This window comes from Ectopseudomonas composti, assembly GCF_001567565.1.
GTDB classification, from domain to species: domain Bacteria; phylum Pseudomonadota; class Gammaproteobacteria; order Pseudomonadales; family Pseudomonadaceae; genus Aquipseudomonas; species Aquipseudomonas composti_A.
On sequence record NZ_LSSW01000024.1, the window covers coordinates 192,348 to 211,599 of the forward strand.

A 19,252-nucleotide genomic window follows, 5' to 3' on the forward strand; every position below is an offset into this window, starting at 1 on the left:
CTTACACCCCTATATATGCGTGTAGCTGAGCACCAAAAACCCGACCATGCGTAAATATTTCATTACATCGTGGTTGGCAAACCTGCCACTCGCTCTCAGGCCGAACGATCGAAACCGTAAGCCCGCTCCACCTTGGCCACACGAGTGGTACAGGCGGCGTACCACTCTGCACGCCCTCGCTCGCGGACGGTGCTGTGCTCGGCATGCTCGCGCCAGGCGCGGATGGCCTCTTCGCTCTGCCAATAGGACAAGGTAATGCCCAGGCCATCGCTGCGCGCCGACTCCACGCCGAGAAAGCCCGGCTGCTGCGCGGCCAGCTCCAGCATGCGCTGCGCCGCCTCGGCGTAGCCGGCATCGACCGCCGTGCGTACCGAGGTGAATATCACCACGTAATAGGGAGGCTCCGGCGTGGCCGCGATCACGAAGCCTGCTCCAGATGGGCCTCGTGCACCGATTGCACTGCGCAGGCACCGACCAGGCCAGCGACAACCGGCGGCACGCGGCCTTCCAGCGCCGCGCGCTCGGGCTGGAACAGGGTGGCGATGAAGAACGGATGTTCCTCCAGTTCGATGGCGCGCACGGCACCCGCCTCGTCATGCCCGGAAGCCTTCAATGCCTGCGCCATCAACGGCTCGACGAAGGCATCGTCGAGGCCGTAACGGCACAGGTACTGCTCGCTGATTTCACGCACACCGTAGAGCTCAGCGATACGCGACCCCGAAACCAGACGCACACACTCACTGACATCCTGCAGAGCGCAGGCCAAGGGTGCGATCAACGGGGTTTGCGCCTGTGGCGACAGCTCGGCGTGTTCAGCATCCAGCCAGCCCAGGCGGTTGCGCGCGTACTCCAGCAACGCGTGCTGGAAACCACCGCAGGTACCGAGGAACGGCACAGCTTGTTCACGGGCGAAACGGATCGCGCGTAGGGCCCCATCGGTACTGGCGTACGGACTGCCCGGCACGCACCAGATGCCGTCATAACTCATCAGGCCCGTTTCATCGACGATGCTGTCGGTGGCCAGCCAGTCGTATTCGACCGCCACGCCCAGCGCCTCGGAGGCCAGACGCAGCGCCTCGGGGATGGCACGATGGGCGGTAATCGCCGGATTGAATTCACCCACCAGGGCGACCCTGACTCGACACTTGCTGTACATGCGCATCTCCCCCTCTTGCATGGCGGTTTACCTGCCACTATAAGAGGGCGCCTACGCAATAATAATTGGCAAACTGACAAGCAGGAATTGCAGCGATGCAATATCAGATCGACCACGCCGACCTCTCCCTGGTACTCGCCATGGTACGGGGCCGCTCCCTGGCACGTGCTGCGGAGCTGCTGCAGGTGGACGTTTCCACCGTATTTCGCGCCGTACGCCGCCTGGAAGCCGCACTGGGTGCAGCGCTGTTCGAGAAGAGCAGGCGCGGCTACGAACCCAGCGAAACCGCCAGGGCACTGGCGGAGCAGGCTGAGCACGCCGAACGGGCGCTGGAGGCTGCACGTGTGGCTCTGGAGCAAGGCAAGCATGTGGTCAGCGGCACGGTACGCCTGACCTGCACGGATGCCGTGTTGAGCAGCCTGCTGTTGCCAGCGCTGGCGCGCTTCATGCCCAGCTACCCGGCACTGTCGCTGGAACTGGTGACCTCCAACGACTTCGCCAACCTCAGTCGTCGCGATGCCGACCTGGCCCTGCGCCTGACCAGCGAGCCGCCGGAGCACCTGGTCGGCCGGCGTCTGGCCAGGGTGTCCTACCTCGTCTGCGCCCGCGATGATGGGCAGGACCGTAGCGACCTGGCGCGGCAAAGCTGGATTGCCCCGGACGAGGCGATGCCGGACCACGCCACGGTGCTCTGGCGCCTGCGCGAACTGCCGAGCGTCACTCCCAACTATCGCTGCAGCAGCATGTATGCCGTGGCGCAACTGGCACGCGCCGGACTGGGCGTCGCCGCCCTGCCCGACTTCGTACTGCGCGCCCACCCCGAGCTCAAGGCACTCGGCCCGCCGGTCGCTGGTTGCGACACCGAACTCTGGCTGCTGACCCGCCCCGACTGCCGCGCCTTGCGCTCGGTGCAGACACTGTTCGAAGAGTTGAGCGAAGCATTGATGAGCAACGCTTGAGGCAAACGCATCGCCGCTGAAGCGCCTCCCACAGGAGCCTGCCATGGCAGCGAGCAAACTTGTGGGAGGCGCTTCAGCGGCGATAAGCCAGCACGCGTTGTAGACCGGATGCAATCCGGGGCCGCTAGGTGCACAAAAGAGCATCGCGGCTGAAGCCGCTCCTACCTAGCATCACGAAGGAGCAGCTGGGTGGCATTGCGCTTCAGCCGCGAACATTCCAGAAGCCTCACCCCTGCTGCAAATGCCCATAGAGCTTGGCGTACAGGCCACCTTCGGCAATCAGCTGCTGGTGGTCGCCATCCTCGGCAACGCTGCCGCCATCGAACACCAGCACGCGATCCGCCTGTTTCACCGCACTCAGGCGGTGGGCGATGATCAATGTGGTGCGCCCTTCAAGAAATTGCGCCAGGGCTTCGTGCAGCGCGTACTCGGTGGCGGCGTCCAGCGCCGAAGTGGCCTCGTCGAGGATCACCACCTTGGGCTCGGCCAGCACCATGCGCGCGATGGCCAGACGCTGGCGCTGACCACCGGACAGGCGCACGCCGCTGCGGCCGACCACGCTGTCCAGCCCCTGTGGTAACTGCCCGATGGTGTCAGCCAGTTGGGCGATACGCAGCGCCTGCCAGCAGGCCTCGTCACTGCGCTCACGGCCCATGGTCAGGTTGGCGCGCACCGTGTCGTTGAACAACGCCGGATGCTGCAGCACCACCGCGACGTTATCGCGCACGCAATCCAGGCCGACCTCCTCCAGCGTGCTGCCGCCGAAACGGATACTGCCGGCCTGCGGTGTATACAACCCCAACAGCAACTGCACCAGGGTGCTCTTGCCGCCCCCCGAAGCGCCTACGATGGCAACCTTCTCGCCCGGGCCGATGGACAGGTCGAGGCGATCGAGCACCGGTTCGTCGCCGTAGGCGAAGGTCAGCCCCTGGATCTCGATGCCCACCGTGTCGCGTGCCCTGAAAGGATCGACACGCCCCTGGTACTGCGGCTCGTCCTGGCGCGCCAGCAGCTCGTTGATGCGTGTCAGCGCGCCACCAGCGGCATAGAAGGCGTACTGCAGGCTGAGAAGCTGCTCGACCGGGCCGATCATGAACCACAGGTAGCTGAACACCGCTAGCATCTGGCCGATGGACAGGTCGGAGAACAGCACGGTGAGCATCGCCGCCGCGCGGAACACGTCGATGCCGAATTGGAACAGCAGGCCACTGGCACGGTTGGAGGCATCGCTCTTCCACTGCGAGGCCACAGCAAAATCGCGTACCTCGCGTGCCCTGCCGCCGAGACGGCCGAGGAAATACCCCTGGCGATTGCCGGCACGCACTTCCTGAATTGCCTCCAGGGTTTCGCTCAAGGCCTGGGTGAAACGCGACGTGCTGTCGTTCTCCAGCTTCTTCAGGTGCTTGACCTTCTTGCCCAGCAACACCGTGGCGTAGATCACCAGCGGGTTGAACAACAGGATCAGCAGCGCCAGTTGCCAGTGCATCCAGACCAGGATGGCCGAGGTGCCGACCAGGGTCAGCACCGCCACCAGAAAGCGGCTCAGGGTCTCGCCGACGAACTTGTCCAGGGTTTCCAGATCGGTGACCAGATGAGTGGTCACGGTGCCGCTGCCCAGGCTCTCGTACTCGCCCAGGGAAATACGTTTGAGGCGCTCGATCAGGCGCATGCGAATGCGGTAAACGATGTCCTTCGACAACCTGGCGAACAGCCGCGCCTGCAGCACGTTGAAGATCAGCGCCGAGCCGCGCAGCAACAGGGTCAACAGCAGCATCAGGCCGATATAGCCGGCCGCGGTTTCCCAATCGGCCGGCAGGAAGTTGTCCATCACCTTGAGCGCAGTGTCGCCGTCGTGCAGCAGCACTTCGTCAACCAGCAGCGGCAGCAGCAGCGGAATCGGTACACTGCACAAGGTCGCCATTACAGCGACCAGATTGGCCAGGACCAGTGCCTTCTTGTGACGCAGGGCCAGGCGACGAACTTCTGCCCAGCTCAACCGATCAGGCATTGGCAGCGCGCTCCAGCCAGCGGCCGAGCAGAGGAGAGAGAACCTCGAGCGGCTGATAGCCATTGGTCAACAGCGCCAGCTGGCCATCGCGCTCGGCCAGCAGCGTGGGGAAGCCGGCGATACCCAGATCCTGAACCCAGGTGAAGTCGGCGGCGGTCGCCTCCTGCATGGCCTGGCTGTCGAAGGCCTCGGCGAACTCGATGCGCGGAATGCCCGCCTGTTCGGCCAGTTGCACCAGCACGCCGGCCTGGGTGACGTCGGCGCCTTCGGTGTAGAACGCCCGCTGGATCAACTTGAGCAAGCTCCAGGCGCTGGGCGCGTGGAGGCTGCGAGCCGTCACCAGTGCGCGGCAGGCGGGCTCGGTGTCGTACACCAGGCCCTCCGGCAGGCCGCGCTCGAAATCGAACAGCTGCCCGGTGCTGGCGTTGACCGCCTGCCAGTAGCCCAGATAACGCACCCGCGCAGCCGCGTCGACGGCCACCTGGTCACGACGCAGGCCTCCCGCCACGATCTGCAGCGGCACCTCGGCAGCAGCAGCCTGCTCGGCAAGGGCTTCGACCACCGGTGCAAAACCCCAGCACCAGGAGCACATCGGGTCCATCACGTAGAGCAGGCGGCTAGCCATGGGTCAGGCCTCGTTCAGTTGGCGGGGGTCACGGCCGATGGGGTGCGGCTGATTGCGCTGGCGCGCCAGCTCGATCTGCTTCTGCCGCTCACGGGCGCTTTCGCGGGTTTTCTCCGGCAGAGAATCCCAGCAATGCGGGCAGCTGACGCCGGGGCTGTAGAACTCGGACTGACGGTCTTGCACGGAAATCGGCGTGCGACACGCGTGACACTGATCGTAGTCGCCTTCGGACAGGTCATGGCGCACGGTCACACGATTGTCGAAGACGAAGCAGTCGCCCTGCCACTTGGTCTGCTCCTGCGGTACCTCTTCCAGGTATTTGAGGATGCCACCCTTGAGGTGATAGACCTCCTCGAAACCCTCGCCAAGCATATAGCTGGAAGCCTTCTCGCAGCGAATGCCACCGGTGCAGAACATCGCCACCTTCTTGTGCTTGCTCGGGTCGAAATGCTCGCGGATGTAGTCGGGAAACTCGCGGAACGACTTGGTCTTAGGGTCAATGGCGCCCTCGAAGGTGCCGATAGACACTTCATAATCGTTGCGGGTATCGATCAGCAGCACTTCCGGGTCACTGATCAGGCTATTCCAGTCCTGCGGCTCAACGTAGGTGCCGACACGCTGGTTGGGATCGACACCGGGCACACCGAGGGTGACGATTTCCTTCTTCAGCTTGACCTTGGTGCGATAGAACGGCTGCTCATCGCAGTAGGATTCCTTGTGGTCGATATCGGCCAGGCGAACATCCTGGCGAAACCACGCGAGCAGCGCATCGATAGCCGCGCGGCTACCGGACACGGTGCCATTGATGCCCTCTTCGGCGAGCAACAGGGTGCCCTTGATGTCGTTATCGATCAGGGTTTGCAGTAGGGGCTCGCGCAGCGCCTGGTAATCCGGCAGGGAGACGAACTTATACAGCGCCGCGACGACGATCTTGTCGGTCATGAATATTCTCTCAGTAGTCGCCCACGTAAAGGGCGGACTGGGGTGACATGAAAAACGCCGGCATGAGCCGGCGCGGACGGATTGTAGCAAAGCAGGGATTCGCCGGGGTGGCTTGGCGACAAGGCGTGACAGCCTGTCACGTAGCCCGAATGCAATCCGGGACTTGACACCCGATCTCCGCGGATTGCCCCTGGGCTATCTCAATGACCGCCGTGGCAGGTCGGTGAGGCCGGAGCCACGCCCTGCGCTACCCACTCCTGGGGGGTGTAGGTGTGCAGCGCCAATGCGTGGATCTGCCCCATCAACTCACCGACGGTGGCGTAGACCTTCTGATGTCGCTTGACCGCATTCAGGCCGGCAAAGGCCGGACTGACGATCACCGCCTTGTAGTGGGTCTCCAGACCGCGGCTGTGCATATGGCTCTCGTCCAGCACCTCGAGGTGCTCGGGTTGCAGCGCGGCCAGGGCGGTGACGATCAGGTCTTGCTTGGACATCTTGGGCTCCATCAGGGCTGTTTCGGCAGACCGAGTTCGTTGCTCATGTCGGCCAGCAGCTTGTTCACCTCGGGTACGGCGGACTCCAGTTTACTCTGGGTGATCTGCGCGGATTGTGCGGTCAGCATCGGCATCTTCTGCAGTACCTTCTGCCCCAGCGGCGACTCGTAGAACGCAATCAGGTCCTTGAGCTCCTGCTCATTGAAGTTGCTGGTGTAGAGCTTGACCATGTCCGGCTTCAGCTTGTCCCAGGCGACGGCCTTGTCCAGTGCGGTGTTGGCCTTGGCCTGATAGCTCTCCAGTACCGCTTTCTTGCCATTCGGCGCCTGGGCGAAACGCTGCGCGAACATCTGCTGAACCTGGCCATAGACCGGCACGGTCAGTTTGTCGGCGTGGGCCAGCTTGAGAAAACGCTCGGCATCGGCGGCGTGGCTGGCGGCATCGGCCATGGCCAGGGATGCGCTAGCGCTGAGCAGAACGGCGGTGCAGAGTTTGGAAAAACGGAGCATGGGAAGCTTCCACTGGTGATGAATGAGTCTGGGTAGACTGCGGTGGCGGCATTTTGTGCCCTGCGCCGAAATCCCTCAAGGGACGCGAGTTGTGACACGACTCACAGACGCCCTGCACACTGGCGCACCCACTGGTCAGTTGCCAAATTGCCAGCACTTGCCCATGCTTGGGCTAGCTCGGCATTCTGCAAGATATTCGCCAGTCTTATAAAGGCGTGCACACTCCCCCGAGCCGGCAATTGATCGCCAGCCTGCGCACATACATGGACGTGCCTTATGACCAGCCTAACCTCACATGCCCCCTTCACGCTCCAGCCGCTCTGCGACAGCAAGGGCCGATTGCTGGAGGACGCCATTGGCTGGTCCAGCCGCCCGCAGGTGGACTGCGCCCTCAACGGTCACGCCGGGCGGCGCAAACGCTGGAATCACTGGTGCATCACCACCCCGCAGTGGATGCTCGCGCTGACCCTGTCCGACCTCGATTACCTCGGCTATGGCGCTGCCTACTTTCTCGATCTGGAGACCGGCCAGGCCGTCGCCCATAGCCAATTTCGCCCGTTTGCCCTCGGTTGCCAGCTCCCCGACCTGCCGCTGGAGAGCCATTCGTTCAGCCACTCTCGCCTGCAATTGCGGATCGACGAACACCCCGGCCGGCTGCGCCTCACCGCTGCAGCTCCGGATATCGGCGGGCAACCGCTGCAGGTGGCCCTGGACATCCAGCGCCCAGCCCACCTGCAATCGGTCAATCTGGTCGCGCCCCTGAAAAATGGCGGCTTTCATGCCACCAGCCGCCAACTGGGCCTACCTACCGCAGGCAGCCTGCAACTGGGCAACAAACACTACAGCTGCGTGCAGGGCCAGAGCTTCGCTGCACTGGACTTCGGCCGCGGGGTCTGGCCGCTGAACACCTACTGGCAACGCGCAGCCTTCGCCGCAGCCGGTGGCATCGCCGGTAACTTCGGCGCGGGCTGGCTGGATTACAGCGGCCTGTCGGAAAACGCACTGTGGTTCGGCGGTGAAGTGCAGCAGCTCGAAAGCCCGCTGCATATGCAGTGCAGCTCGCAGGCAGCGCTGGCCCCCTGGCGCCTGGACAGCGAAGACGACCGCGTCGCCCTGCGCTTCACCCCGCGTCAGGTCCACAAGGCCTGCCCCAAGCTCGGCCCCTTCCACGCCAACACCGTGCAGCACTTCGGCCACTACGACGGTGTACTGCGCGGCCCCAAGGGCGAACGCGTACCGGTCGATGGCGCACTGGGCTGGCTGGGTGAAACCCATGCCCGCTGGTGAGCACGTACTCTGAGTTCCGATCAACCTGATAGACAAGTTGTGGAACCAGTCTTCGGTGGCGCGACCTAAACTGCCAGCAACCTCGCACTTGCCCCGGAGAACGCCATGAGCCGCACCGAAACCGACAGCATCGGCCCGATCGAAGTCCCCAACGACGCTTACTGGGGCGCACAGACCCAACGCTCGCTGATCAACTTCGCCATCGGTCAGGAGCGTATGCCGCTGGCCGTGCTACACGCCCTGGCGCTGATCAAGAAAGCCGCAGCACGGGTCAACAGCCGCAGCGGCGAGCTGCCGGCGGACATCGCCCGGCTGATCGAGCAGGCCGCCGACGAGGTGCTCGAAGGCCAGCACGATGCGCAATTCCCCCTGGTGGTCTGGCAGACCGGTAGCGGCACGCAGAGCAACATGAACGTCAACGAGGTGATCGCCGGCCGCGCCAACGAACTGGCTGGCGGCCAGCGCGGCGGCAAGACGCCGGTGCACCCCAACGATCACGTCAACCGCGCGCAGAGTTCCAACGACTGCTTCCCCACGGCCATGCATATCGCCGCCGTGCAGGGTGTGCGCCATTGCCTGCTGCCGGCGCTGGCCGAGTTGCGTGACGGCCTGCAGGAGCAGGCGCAGCGTCACGCCAACCTGGTCAAGACCGGGCGCACCCACATGATGGACGCCACGCCGATCACCTTCGGTCAGGAGCTGTCGGCCTTCGTCGCCCAGCTCGGCCATGCCGAAGCGGCGACTCGCGCCGCCCTGCCCGCCGTCTGCGAGCTGGCCCAGGGTGGCACGGCCGTCGGCACTGGTCTGAACGCGCCGAGCGGCTTCGCCGAAGCCATTGCCGCCGAACTGGCCGCACTGTCGGGCCTGCCGCTGACCAGCGCACCGAACAAGTTCGCCGCACTGTCCGGGCACGAGCCGCTGGTACAGCTCTCTGGGGCGTTGAAAACCCTGGCCGTGGCCCTGATGAAGCTGGCCAACGACCTGCGCCTGCTCGGCTCCGGCCCGCGCACCGGCTTGGCCGAAGTGCGCCTGCCGGCCAACGAGCCAGGCAGCTCGATCATGCCCGGTAAAGTCAACCCGACGCAGTGCGAAGCGCTGTCGATGCTGGCCTGCCAGGTGCTGGGCAACGACGCCACCATCAGCTTCGCCGCCAGCCAGGGCCACCTGCAGCTCAACGTGTTCAAGCCGGTGATCATCCATAACCTGCTGCAATCGATCCGCCTGCTCGCCGACGGCTGCCGCAACTTCCAGCAGCACTGCATCGCCGAGCTGCAACCGGATGCCGTGCAAATGGCCGCGCACCTGGAGAATGGCCTGATGCTGGTGACCGCCCTCAACCCTCATATCGGCTACGACAAAGCCGCTGAAATCGCCAAGAAGGCCTATGCCGAAGGCAGCACCCTGCGCCAGGCTGCACTGCAGCTCGGCTATCTGAATGAAGAGGAGTTCGACCAATGGGTACGACCACAGGACATGCTCGGAGCCGGGCGGCATGACTGAAGGCAAGAGCGGTGCCACACGGCTGGAAGGCGATGGCAAGCGGATCCTGCTGATTCTCGGCACGCCGAAGAAGGACAGCCTCTGCCATGCCCTGGCCGAGGCCTACAGCCAGGGAGCGCGCAGCAAGGGGCATGTGGTACGCCAGCTGCGGCTGGGCGAGATGCAGTTCGACCCGGTGCTGCGCGACGGCTATGAACAAAGCCAGACCCTCGAACCGGATCTGCTCGAAGCTCAGCGTCTGATCCACTGGGCCCAGCACCTGGTGTTCGTCTACCCGGTCTGGTGGGGCGGCGTACCGGCGCTGCTCAAGGGCTTCTTCGATCGGGTGTTGCTGCCCGGCTTCGCCTTCAAGTACCGCAATCGCTCGCAACTCTGGGACAAGCTGCTCAGTGGGCGCAGCGCCGACCTGCTGGTGACCCTGGACACACCCCGCTGGTATTTCCGCTGGGTCTATGGTGCCCCGGCGCATCGGCAGATGGTGCGCACCATCCTCGGCTTCTGCGGCATCAAGACCCGCCGCCTGAGCGAATTCGCCCCGGTGCGCCCATCCAGCGAGGAGCAGCGCCAGAACTGGCTGCGCAAGGCCGAAGTGCTGGGCACGAAGGCGTGAAATCTACCAGCCGGGGCCTGTAGGCAATCCCGTACATTCAGGGGCGCGAGCAGTCCTCGCGCGCTCTGCCCGCCCACCACAGCGCCAGCGGCCCCAACGTCAGCAGCAGGCCCATCAGGGCGAACGCCGCCCACCAGCCAAATAGCAGCTCATCGCCCAGAACATCGAGCGTCATGCCGAACAGCAACGGGCCGAGGAAGGCGCCGGTAAAGCCGGTGCAGGAATACAGCGCCATCGCCGCGCCACGGTGGCTGGCCGGAGCCACACTGACCAGCCCGGCGGTCAGCGAAGCCGAGTCGGCGGTCACCGTCACCGCGTAGATCAGAATCAGCACCAGCATCACCCAGAACGGCAACGCTGCGCCCAGGCCGACCACGGCGGCCAGCAGCGCGGAGCTGAGCATCACCCCGATCAGCCAGCGCTGACGCCCGAAACGCAGCGCCAGCTCATTACCAAGAATGCTCGACGGCATGCCGATCAGCGTCGCCAGCATCGCCACCCAGGTGCCTGAGAGCCAGGGATCGACGCCCTGCAAATGCCCGGAGAACACCACGAAGGCCACCAGCCAGGCACGCAGGGCGAACAGCTCCAGGTTGTGCATCGCGTAGGCCAGACAGTAAGCCAGTACCGCACGGTTCTTCAGCGGTGCCAGATCCAGCAGATTGCGCGGCGCATGAGCGACCACCGCTTTCGGTGCCATTGCCCAGTACACCAACGCCCAGGCCAACAGCGCGCCGGCGCCGCTGAGCAGTGCCGGCAGCTGCCAGCCGCCGAGCCTGGCCAGTTCGCCGGACAAGGTGAACGACAGCGCCGTACCCAATCCAAAGCTGGCGGTGTAGAAGGCGATGGCACGCGACTGCGAGGCACCGTCGATACGCTCCGACAGCGCCTTGAGCCCCGGCATGTAGGTGCCCGCCAGACCGATACCGGCGAGCACACGCCAGAGCAGCGCCGACCAGAAACCATCGGCGAAGACGAAACCGGCGCTGGCTACCGCCGTCAGCAGCATCGCCCACAGGTAAATCAGCCGCGCATCGTGGCGGTCGGTCAGCCCGGTGAGCACCGGCACGGCCAGCATATAGCCGAGAAAGAAGCCGCCGCCTATCCAGCCGGCCTCGGTATTGCTCAGGCCCCAAAGCGCCTGGAACTGCGGCAGCAGCGCGGCGAACAGCGCAAAGCCGGCCATGCCCAGGGTCTCGGCCGTACACAGCAACAGGGTAATGCGGCGGGCGTTCATGCGTTCTCTTCGCTGGCGGCAAACACGTCGGAAGGCCTGGCACTGTAACGGCAAGTCCGGCAGATCTGAAATCTTTGGTTACAGGTGGCGACGTGGGCTCACAGCACCATCCCGTCGCTCGCCAGCATCACGCCCGGCGGCAAGGCGTCGGGATGGTCCAGCAGCCAGGCATCGAAGCTATGACCGATATGGGTCAGCACCGCCTGGGTCGGCTGCAGGTGCCCGATGACTTCCAGTGCCCGGGTCAGGTCGTTATGGTTGCGCGGCGCCAGCGCTTGCGGCGCGGTTGAGCAGTCGAGCACCAGCAGATCCAGCGGTGCACGCTGCAGTTCGGCGCAACTCGCTTGCGGCACGCCGACCGTGTCGGTGAGGTAGGCGATGCGCCTTTCGTCTCCAGGCCCTTCAAACAGATAGCCGAACGTCGGCTTGGAATGCGTCAGAGGCAGCGCGGTGACACCCAGCTCACCCAACTGGCGACGCTCGAAGGCAGCGAAAGGCTGGCTGAAATCGAGAATGCCGGGGTGCTTGTACAGGTCGGCCAGACCTTCGGGGTCATCCGGGCCATGCACCGGGATCACCAGGCCCTGGCCCCAGCGCAGATGCAAAAGGCCCTGGGCGTGGTCGGCGTGGTAGTGGGTCTGCAGGATGCCGCTCAGGCTATGCGGGGCGAAGCGCTCGGTAAGATCGGTGAGGCCGCTGTCGATCAGCCAGCGCTGCGCACCGCACTCGATGAGCGCACAGCAGGGACCACGGCGCCGCGCGGGATACACCCGCGCCGCATCGCAGGCCGGACAGCTGCAGTTGTACACCGGCACCTGGCGGGCATCGCCGGTACCAAGCAAGGTCAGGCGCATTGACGCGCCTCGTCCAGCAGTTGCAGCAGGCGCTTGACGGTGTGTGGCAACGGGCCTGAGTTGTCTAGAACGCAAATGTGCTCCTGCGCGACAGTCGCCGCTGAAGCGCCGCCCACACCAGTAAAGCTGCGGCTGCGGGCCAAGCGCTGCTCGATTTGCTCCGGCGTCTCGCGACGGCGAGCCAGCAGGCGCTGACGCAGCACCGCTTCATCGACCTGCAGAAGAATCGCCAGCAGATCCGGGTAGCGTTGCCGCGCCGCCTCCAGATGACCGCGCGAACCGTTGATCAGCACATCCTGCCCGGTGCTCAGCCAGTCATCGATCTCGCGCGGGATGCCATAGGCCAGACCATTGGCGCGCCAGCTCAGCGCGAAGGCACACTCGCCCTCCAGGCGCTCGAATTCGGCCGGGGTCACCCCCAGTGCATCCTCACCTACCGATTCGGCACTGCGCGTGATCACTCGCCGGGCGAACCGGCAGCCGTGCGCCTCAAGCGGCGCACGTGCGGCTTGCAACAGGCTGTCCTTGCCCGAGCCCGAAGGTCCCATCAGATAGATCAACCTGCCCTGCATCAGAACACCCTTCGTGCTTGCCGCCATACCTGCTGGATCACCGGCTGCTCGCCATGCGCCCTGGCCTGAACCAGGTCGGCGCGCAGGCCGACGCGGATCTCGCCGCGATCATCCATGCCCGCCGCCCTGGCCGGCGCGCGACTCACGGTGGCGATGGCCGCAGGCAAATCATAGTCGTTGTCCTGCCCGGCGAGCAGCCAGGCTGCGTGCAGCAGGCTGGCCGGGTAGTAGTCACTGGAAAGGATATCCAGCACACCGTGGCGCGCCAGTTCCGCCGCGGCGATATTGCCCGAGTGCGAGCCGCCACGCACCACGTTCGGTGCCCCCATCAGCACCTTCAATCCCAGTTCGTGGCTGGCCTCGGCCGCCTCCAGGGTAGTCGGGAACTCGGCGATGGCCATGCCGAAGCCGGCCGACTCCTGCACGTGGGCCAGGGTCGCGTCGTCATGGCTGGCCAGCGAAATGCCCCGGCTGTGGCAGTCCTCGACGATGGCGCGGCGCTGACGGTCGCTGTACTGACACGAGTTGGCGATCTGCTCCTGGATAAAATCCTCCATCTCCGCCGGACTCAGGTGGTACTTGCCCATGTAGTACTCGCGGTACTTCTCCACCTTGGCGAACTGGCGCTGGCCGGGCGAGTGATCCATCACCGACACCAGCGCCACCAGTGGGTGCTCCACCAGGTCGCGGTAGACAGCCAGAGCATCGGGGTGACACAGCTCGCAGCGCAGGTGCAGGCGGTGCTCGGCGCGGGTCTGCCCGGCGGCCTCGCTGGCGGCGATGGCCTCGATCATCGCCGGCAGTTGCTGCATGCGCTTGCCACGCGGGTTGATGTCGCCGATGGCCAACGCATCGAACACCGTGGTGATGCCGGCAGCGACGATCTGCGCATCATGGGTGAGCACCGCCGACACCGACGGCCAGTCCACCCCGGGGCGCGGGCTCATGTGTTTTTCCAGGTTGTCGGTGTGCAGCTCCACCAGCCCCGGTAGCAGGTAGTCGCCAGCGAGATCCTGAGCCTGCGGCAGGCGGCTGGTACCCTCGTCCACCGCGGCGATCAGGCCGTCACGCAGCAACAGGGTGCCGAGGAATTCACGCTCGGCGGTGACGATGCGGGCATTGCTGAGAATCTGTTCAGACGACATAGACGTACTCCGGTTGCGCCGCAGCGGCGCTCATGTCGAGGTAACGGTCGGCCACCGCCTCACGGGCGCTGCGGTCGTGGAAGATGCCGATCAGCGCGCTGCCCGCGGCCTTGGCCTCTTCGATCAGCGCCAGCACCACCTGGCTGTTGGCCTCATCCAGCGACGCGGTGGGTTCGTCGAGCAGCAACACCGGCCACTCGACCATGAAGCCCCGGGCAATGTTGACGCGCTGCTGCTCGCCACCGGAGAAGGTCCCCGGCGCCAGCTGCCAGAGCGCCTCGGGAATGTTCAGCCGGGCCAGCAATTCCTTGGCCCGCGCCTCGGCATCGCGACGCGCCCAGCCACGCGAGAGCGCCGGCTCCATCACCACGTCGAGGGTCGAGACGCGCGGGATCACCCGCAAAAACTGGCTGACATAACCCAGGCTCTGCCGGCGCACCTCCAGCACCCGGCGCGGTTCGGCGCCGACCAGCTCTACAGGCGTGCCGCGGTGACGGATACGGATGCTGCCGCCAGCGGCCAGATAGTTGCCGTACAGGGTACGCAGCAGCGTCGACTTGCCGGCACCGGACTGGCCGTGCAGCACCAGGCACTCGCCGCCGCGCACGCTGAAGTTCAGATCACGCAGCACCTGCAGGACGACGCCGTTCTGCTGATGCAGGGTGAAGGTCTTGCTGAGGCCGGTGACCTCGATCAGGTTGTTCATTTGAACCTCTCCCTCCGTAGGAGCGGCTGGGCGGCATTCCGCTTCAGCCGCGAAAGGCGATTCGCGGCTGAAGCCGCTCCTACGGGGATTACTTTCAGGGTTGCAGGACGGAGGACACCAACAGCTGCGAATACGGGTGCTGCGGGTCGTCGAGGATCTGGTCGGTCAGCCCCGCCTCCACCACCTTCGAGCGGCGCATCACCATCAGCCGGTCGGCCAGCAGCCGCGCCACCGCCAGGTCGTGGGTGACGATCACCACCGCCAGGTCCAGCTCGCGCACCAGGCCGCGCAGCAGGTCGAGCAGACGTGCCTGCACCGACACGTCCAACCCGCCGGTCGGCTCGTCCATGAACACCAGGCGCGGCGCGGAGACCAGGTTGCGGGCGATCTGCAGGCGCTGCTGCATGCCGCCGGAGAAAGTGCGCGGCAGGTCGTCGATGCGTGCCGGGTCGATCTCCACCTGGCTCAGCCAGTCGAGCCCGGCGGCGCGCAGTTCGCCGTAGTGGCGCACGCCCTGAGCCATCAGCCGTTCGCCGATGTTGGCGCCGGCCGACACCGCCATGCGCAGGCCGTCACGCGGGTTCTGCTCGACGAAGCCCCATTCGGTGCGCAGCAACGTACGCCGCTCGGCCTCGCTGGTGCTGTAGAGGTCGAGCCACTGCCCCGTGCGACCGCGATAGCGCACCGCGCCGCGATCCGGAAGGCAGCGCCCGGAGAGCAGGCTGAGCAAGGTGGACTTGCCCGAACCGGACTCGCCGACGATGCCCAGCACTTCGCCGGGATAGAGATCGAAGCTCACGCCCTGGCAGCCCTTCTCCGGGCCGTACAGGCGGGTCAGATCTCGCGCCGAGAACAGCGGCTCGGCCGTTTCCAGGGCAGGTTGCAGACGTTCGGCGGCGCTCATTGCAGGCTCTCCTCGGTGCGCTGGCGGCAGTAGTCGGTGTCGGAGCAGACGTAGCGCTTGCTGCCCGCGTCGTCGACGATCAACTCGTCGAGGAACGACTCGCTGCTGCCACAGAACGCGCAGCACTCGTCCCACTGCTGCACGGCGAAGGGATGATCCTCGAAATCCAGGCTGACCACGCGGGTGTAGGGCGGCACCGCGTACAGGCGCTTCTCACGGCCGGCCCCGAACAGCATCAGTGCCGGGCTCATGTCCAGCTTGGGGTTGTCGAACTTGGGGATCGGCGACGGATCCATCACGTAGCGCTCATCCACCGTTACCGGGTAGGCGTAGGCGGTGGCGATGTGGCCGAAGGTGGCGATGTCCTCGTACAGCTTCACGTGCATCACGCCGTAGTCTTCCAGCGCGTGCATGGTGCGCGTCTCGCTCTCGGACGGTTCGATGAAGCGCAGCGGCTCGGGAATCGGCACCTGGTAGACCATGATCTGCCCAGCCGAAAGCGGCGTTTCCGGGATGCGATGACGGGTCTGGATCACACTGGCTTCCCGCGTGCGCTCGGTAGTGGCGACGCCAGCGGTACGGGCGAAGAAGCGGCGGATCGACACCGCATTGGTGGTGTCGTCGGCGCCCTGGTCGATGACCTTGAGCACATCGTCACGACCGAGAATGGCGGCGGTCAGCTGCATGCCACCAGTGCCCCAGCCATAGGGCAGCGGCATCTCGCGGCCGCCGAAGGGCACCTGGTAGCCGGGGATCGCCACGGCCTTTAGCAGGCCGCGACGGATCATGCGCTTGGTCTGTTCGTCCAGGTAGGCGAAGTTGTACGCGGACGCCTCGCGGGCGCCGCTGGTGGTCGAAGGGTTCATCAGCGGTTCTCCTCTGCCGGCGCCTGGCGACGCAGCTTGCGGATCAGTTCCAGTTCGGCCTGGAAGTCGACGTAGTGCGGCAACTTCAGGTGCGAGACGAAGCCGGCGGCCTCGACGTTGTCGCAGTGCATCAGCACGAATTCCTCTTCCTGCGCGGGGCCCTGCACCTCTTCGCCGTACTCGCCGGCGCGCAGGGCACGGTCGACCAGCGCCATGCCCATGGCCTTGCGTTCGGCGTAGCCGAAGGCCAGGCCATAGCCACGGGTGAACTGCGCCTGCTCGGCGCTCTCGCCGACGAACTGGTTGACCATCTCGCACTCGGTCACTTCGATGTCGCCCAGCGGCACGGCGAAGCCCAGCTCGCCCGGCGTCATCCACACCTCGATGTCACCGATGCGGATCTCTCCGGCGAAGGGGTGGTTGCGCCCGTAGCCGCGCTGGGTGGAATAGCCCAGCGCCAGGAGGAAGCCCTCGTCACCCCGCGCCAGTGCCTGCAGGCGCTCGGCGCGGCTGGAAGGGAACGCCAGCGGCTCGCGGGTGATGTCCGGCACCGGCGCGGCATCGTCCTGTTCGCGCGCCATCAACCCCTCCTCGGCGAGGAAATCCAGCACCCGCGGGCAGGGCCTCGGCTCGTCCTGCGCGCCGGACGGCGGCGGCGGATACTCGCCCTCGGCCAGCAGCGCGAAGTCCAGCAGGCGATGGGTGTAATCGAAGGTCGGGCCGAGCAGCTGGCCGCCGGGCAGGTCCTTGAAGGTCGCGGAGATGCGTCGCTCCAGCTGCATCTGCGTGGTGTTCAGCGGCTCGCTGGCACCGAAGCGCGGCAAGGTGGTGCGGTAGGCGCGCAGCAGGAAGATGGCCTCCATCAGGTCACCTGCGGCCTGCTTGATGGCCAGCGCGGCCAGCTCTTCGTCGTACAGCGAGCCTTCGCTCATCACACGGGCGACGGCCAGTGGCAGTTGCTGGCGAATCTGCTCCACCTCCAGCTCGGCGATGCTGCTATCGCCGCGACGGCGGCTGGCCAGGAGCTGGTGAGCGTTGTCGATGGCGCGTTCGCCACCTTTGACGGCGACATACATCAGGCTGCCTCCTCGGTTTCGATCAGCACATGGGTGCTGCGCGGCAGGCCGATGACCTCGGCGCCTGCAGCGAAGAAGCAGTCCAGCCCGCGCGGGAATGCGCTACGGGCCTGGCGCTGCGGCCAGAAGCCGGCCGGCAGTTGCAGGCTGACGCTGCGCACGTCCTTGATGCCCGGCCCGCGCCAGCGCAGGGCCGCGCCGGCGTGCAGGTCATCGAGCTGGATCAGCAGCGTGCAGGACTGGTCGGGGTAACGCTCGCTGCCGTTGTCGAAGTCGGACAGGTCGACCAGCTCGCTCTCGTCGAGCAGGGCGAACAGGGCGATCTCGCGGTCGTCGACGATCGGGCAGCCGCAGTGAAAGGCCAGGTTGGCGCGAATCAGTGGCGTATCGAAACGCGGCGCCAGCCACAGCGGCGTGTCGCTGTCGAGAAAGGCCAGGCACAGGCCATAGGTGGCCGGTGCCAGGTCACCGAGTGGGTGAGCGCGATCCATGGTGCGCGGCTGTCCTGGCTCGGCCAGGGCATTGAGTGCGGCGCGAAAACTGACCTGGGCATCCAGCACCGGGTCATCGAAAGCCGGTTGCAGCCAGTGCGAGCTGTGCGGCGTGTTCATCAATCCTCTCCTCTGACCAGGGTGAAGAACTCCACCTGGGTGGTGGCGGTGCGGGCGGCCTGGGCCAGGCGCTGTTCGCGCTGCTGGCGGGCCAGGGGTTCGATCAGGTCGCTGAGCCAGCGGGCCTGGTCGCTGCCCTGCAGATGGGCATCGGCCAGGGCCGCCAGCTCGGCGCGGCGCTTGTCGCGGCCGGCCAGGTAGCTGTAGCCGGTACGCCCGTCAGCCAGGCGCACCACGCAGCGCGTGACGGTCATCTCGCCCAGGTTGAAGGCGCTGCCGGTGCCGCCCATGCGCCCGCGCACCAGGGTCATGCCCACCTCGGGCGCGCGGATCAGTTGGTAGGCGCTATCCCTGAGCGCCGCTTCATGGGCATCGAGGGCCTGGCCGGCGCGGGCCAGCACCCCCATCCAGCGCTGGCGCGCGGCGATGTTCGGTTCAAAGTCGTTCATGCGGGGCTCCATCAGGTGGCAACCTGGTACTGGAAGCGATCGGCGCGGCTGCTGGACTGCGCCAGCTCCACGGCACGACCGGCGGGGTCACGGGACAGGGTGAGCACGCTGAGCAGCGGCGCATGCCGTGGCATCAGCAGGTGCGCGGCCTCCTCGCGGCTGGGCAAGCGCGCACCGATCAGGCTGAAGGTGCGTACCAGCGGCAGGTCGCGTTCGGCCAGGTACTGACGCAACGAACCACCCTGATAGTCCGCCAGCAGCGGCGCCAGGCTGGCGCAGAAACGGTGGCGGATCAGGCTCAGCGGCTGACCATCGAGCAGGCGCAGGGTGGCCAGTTCGAGCAGCTCGCTGCCATCGGGCAGTTGCAGGTGGCGGCATTCCTCGCTGCTGCCACTGCGCCGCAGGCGCTCGATCAACTGCGCTTCGACGCGGTGGCCAAGCGCGGACAGCGACTGACTGAAGGCACTACCCGCCTCCACCGGATACACCAGCGGCTTGGCCAGCACCTGAGTGCCCTTGCCCTGACGGCGCAGCAGGCGGCCTTCAAGCACCAACTCGTCGACCGCGCGGCGCAGGGTGTGGCGATTGACGGAGAAGCGCGCAGCCAGTTGCATCTCGCCCGGCAGGTAGTCGCCCGGGTTCATGCGCTGCACGTCTTCGCGCAGCACGGCAGCCAGCTCGCGGTACAGCGGCTCGCTTTGTCTAGACAAGTTCATCGTTTGCAAAGGGCGCACACAGGCGC

Annotated in this window: 22 protein-coding genes; 4 read left to right on the top strand and 18 right to left on the bottom strand. The window is 65.8% G+C overall.

Annotated elements, in window-relative coordinates; all coding sequences use genetic code 11:
* Positions 1–95 precede the first annotated feature (95 nt).
* Together PCLY_RS12920 and PCLY_RS12925 are read right to left on the bottom strand one after the other, a co-directional pair.
* Positions 96–422, bottom strand: a complete 327-nt coding sequence (locus tag PCLY_RS12920) for an antibiotic biosynthesis monooxygenase family protein (protein WP_061239997.1) — start codon at positions 420–422, stop codon at positions 96–98.
* Positions 419–1,156 (bottom strand): CTP synthase C-terminal region-related (seleno)protein, encoded by a 738-nt coding sequence (locus PCLY_RS12925; protein ID WP_061240055.1) that lies wholly within the window; start codon positions 1,154–1,156, stop codon positions 419–421. The genes PCLY_RS12920 and PCLY_RS12925 overlap by 4 nt, the downstream gene beginning before the upstream one ends.
* Before the next feature lie 95 nt (positions 1,157–1,251).
* Between PCLY_RS12925 and PCLY_RS12930 the strand changes: the two genes are divergently transcribed.
* The gene (locus PCLY_RS12930) at positions 1,252–2,115 is read left to right on the top strand and encodes a LysR family transcriptional regulator (protein WP_061239999.1); all 864 of its coding nucleotides are present in this window, start codon (positions 1,252–1,254) and stop codon (positions 2,113–2,115) included.
* A 226-nt stretch (positions 2,116–2,341) separates the two neighbouring features.
* On the opposite strand, the gene PCLY_RS12935 is transcribed toward PCLY_RS12930, so the two are convergent.
* The 5 genes from PCLY_RS12935 to PCLY_RS12955 all read right to left on the bottom strand — a co-directional run bounded on the left by PCLY_RS12935 (position 2,342) and on the right by PCLY_RS12955 (position 6,693).
* Positions 2,342–4,123 carry an ABC transporter ATP-binding protein gene (locus tag PCLY_RS12935; protein ID WP_061240001.1) on the bottom strand — a complete coding sequence of 594 codons (1,782 nt, stop codon included), beginning with the start codon at positions 4,121–4,123 and terminating at the stop codon, positions 2,342–2,344.
* Positions 4,116–4,748: a DsbA family protein gene (locus PCLY_RS12940; protein WP_061240003.1), complete on the bottom strand. Its 633-nt coding sequence runs from the start codon at positions 4,746–4,748 to the stop codon at positions 4,116–4,118. Before PCLY_RS12940 ends, PCLY_RS12935 begins: the two co-directional genes overlap by 8 nt.
* 3 nt (positions 4,749–4,751) lie before the next feature.
* Positions 4,752–5,690 (bottom strand): oxygen-dependent tRNA uridine(34) hydroxylase TrhO, encoded by a 939-nt coding sequence (gene trhO / locus PCLY_RS12945; protein WP_061240005.1) that lies wholly within the window; start codon positions 5,688–5,690, stop codon positions 4,752–4,754.
* 200 nt (positions 5,691–5,890) lie between these two features.
* Positions 5,891–6,184, bottom strand: coding sequence for a BolA family protein (locus PCLY_RS12950; RefSeq protein ID WP_061240007.1), 294 nt, complete (start codon positions 6,182–6,184; stop codon positions 5,891–5,893).
* A gap of 11 nt (positions 6,185–6,195) precedes the next feature.
* Positions 6,196–6,693, bottom strand: coding sequence for a DUF2059 domain-containing protein (locus PCLY_RS12955; protein ID WP_061240009.1), 498 nt, complete (start codon positions 6,691–6,693; stop codon positions 6,196–6,198).
* Between the two features lie 276 nt (positions 6,694–6,969).
* Here PCLY_RS12955 and PCLY_RS12960 point away from each other — a divergent pair, with 276 nt between their 5' ends.
* The 3 genes from PCLY_RS12960 (at position 6,970) to PCLY_RS12970 (ending at position 10,090) form a co-directional block, all read left to right on the top strand.
* Complete coding sequence (locus PCLY_RS12960; RefSeq protein WP_061240011.1) at positions 6,970–7,980, top strand: DUF2804 domain-containing protein; 1,011 nt, start codon at positions 6,970–6,972, stop codon at positions 7,978–7,980.
* A 105-nt stretch (positions 7,981–8,085) separates the two neighbouring features.
* Positions 8,086–9,480: a class II fumarate hydratase gene (locus PCLY_RS12965; protein ID WP_061240013.1), complete on the top strand. Its 1,395-nt coding sequence runs from the start codon at positions 8,086–8,088 to the stop codon at positions 9,478–9,480.
* Complete coding sequence (locus tag PCLY_RS12970; RefSeq protein ID WP_061240015.1) at positions 9,473–10,090, top strand: NAD(P)H-dependent oxidoreductase; 618 nt, start codon at positions 9,473–9,475, stop codon at positions 10,088–10,090. Before PCLY_RS12965 ends, PCLY_RS12970 begins: the two co-directional genes overlap by 8 nt.
* A 37-nt stretch (positions 10,091–10,127) precedes the next feature.
* Here the strand turns inward: PCLY_RS12970 and PCLY_RS12975 are convergent, their stop codons facing one another.
* The 11 genes from PCLY_RS12975 to phnF form a co-directional block, all read right to left on the bottom strand.
* Positions 10,128–11,327, bottom strand: coding sequence for an MFS transporter (locus PCLY_RS12975; RefSeq protein ID WP_061240016.1), 1,200 nt, complete (start codon positions 11,325–11,327; stop codon positions 10,128–10,130).
* A 98-nt stretch (positions 11,328–11,425) separates the two neighbouring features.
* Positions 11,426–12,181, bottom strand: coding sequence for a phosphonate metabolism protein PhnP (gene phnP / locus PCLY_RS12980; RefSeq protein ID WP_061240017.1), 756 nt, complete (start codon positions 12,179–12,181; stop codon positions 11,426–11,428).
* Positions 12,172–12,753: a phosphonate metabolism protein/1,5-bisphosphokinase (PRPP-forming) PhnN gene (gene phnN, locus PCLY_RS12985; protein ID WP_061240020.1), complete on the bottom strand. Its 582-nt coding sequence runs from the start codon at positions 12,751–12,753 to the stop codon at positions 12,172–12,174. The genes phnP and phnN overlap by 10 nt, the downstream gene beginning before the upstream one ends.
* The gene (locus PCLY_RS12990) at positions 12,753–13,898 is read right to left on the bottom strand and encodes an alpha-D-ribose 1-methylphosphonate 5-triphosphate diphosphatase (RefSeq protein WP_061240022.1); all 1,146 of its coding nucleotides are present in this window, start codon (positions 13,896–13,898) and stop codon (positions 12,753–12,755) included. Before PCLY_RS12990 ends, phnN begins: the two co-directional genes overlap by 1 nt.
* Positions 13,888–14,604 carry a phosphonate C-P lyase system protein PhnL gene (gene phnL, locus PCLY_RS12995; RefSeq protein ID WP_061240024.1) on the bottom strand — a complete coding sequence of 239 codons (717 nt, stop codon included), beginning with the start codon at positions 14,602–14,604 and terminating at the stop codon, positions 13,888–13,890. Before phnL ends, PCLY_RS12990 begins: the two co-directional genes overlap by 11 nt.
* Positions 14,605–14,698: 94 nt before the next feature.
* The gene (gene phnK, locus PCLY_RS13000; protein WP_061240026.1) at positions 14,699–15,508 is read right to left on the bottom strand and encodes a phosphonate C-P lyase system protein PhnK; all 810 of its coding nucleotides are present in this window, start codon (positions 15,506–15,508) and stop codon (positions 14,699–14,701) included.
* Positions 15,505–16,374 carry an alpha-D-ribose 1-methylphosphonate 5-phosphate C-P-lyase PhnJ gene (locus PCLY_RS13005; protein WP_061240028.1) on the bottom strand — a complete coding sequence of 290 codons (870 nt, stop codon included), beginning with the start codon at positions 16,372–16,374 and terminating at the stop codon, positions 15,505–15,507. Before PCLY_RS13005 ends, phnK begins: the two co-directional genes overlap by 4 nt.
* The gene (locus PCLY_RS13010; protein ID WP_037057155.1) at positions 16,374–17,450 is read right to left on the bottom strand and encodes a carbon-phosphorus lyase complex subunit; all 1,077 of its coding nucleotides are present in this window, start codon (positions 17,448–17,450) and stop codon (positions 16,374–16,376) included. The genes PCLY_RS13005 and PCLY_RS13010 overlap by 1 nt, the downstream gene beginning before the upstream one ends.
* Positions 17,450–18,061 carry a phosphonate C-P lyase system protein PhnH gene (gene phnH / locus PCLY_RS13015; protein ID WP_037057147.1) on the bottom strand — a complete coding sequence of 204 codons (612 nt, stop codon included), beginning with the start codon at positions 18,059–18,061 and terminating at the stop codon, positions 17,450–17,452. The genes PCLY_RS13010 and phnH overlap by 1 nt, the downstream gene beginning before the upstream one ends.
* Positions 18,061–18,510 (bottom strand): phosphonate C-P lyase system protein PhnG, encoded by a 450-nt coding sequence (gene phnG, locus PCLY_RS13020; protein WP_082768073.1) that lies wholly within the window; start codon positions 18,508–18,510, stop codon positions 18,061–18,063. The genes phnH and phnG overlap by 1 nt, the downstream gene beginning before the upstream one ends.
* 11 nt (positions 18,511–18,521) lie before the next feature.
* Positions 18,522–19,244, bottom strand: coding sequence for a phosphonate metabolism transcriptional regulator PhnF (gene phnF, locus PCLY_RS13025; RefSeq protein WP_082768074.1), 723 nt, complete (start codon positions 19,242–19,244; stop codon positions 18,522–18,524).
* Positions 19,245–19,252 lie beyond the last annotated feature (8 nt).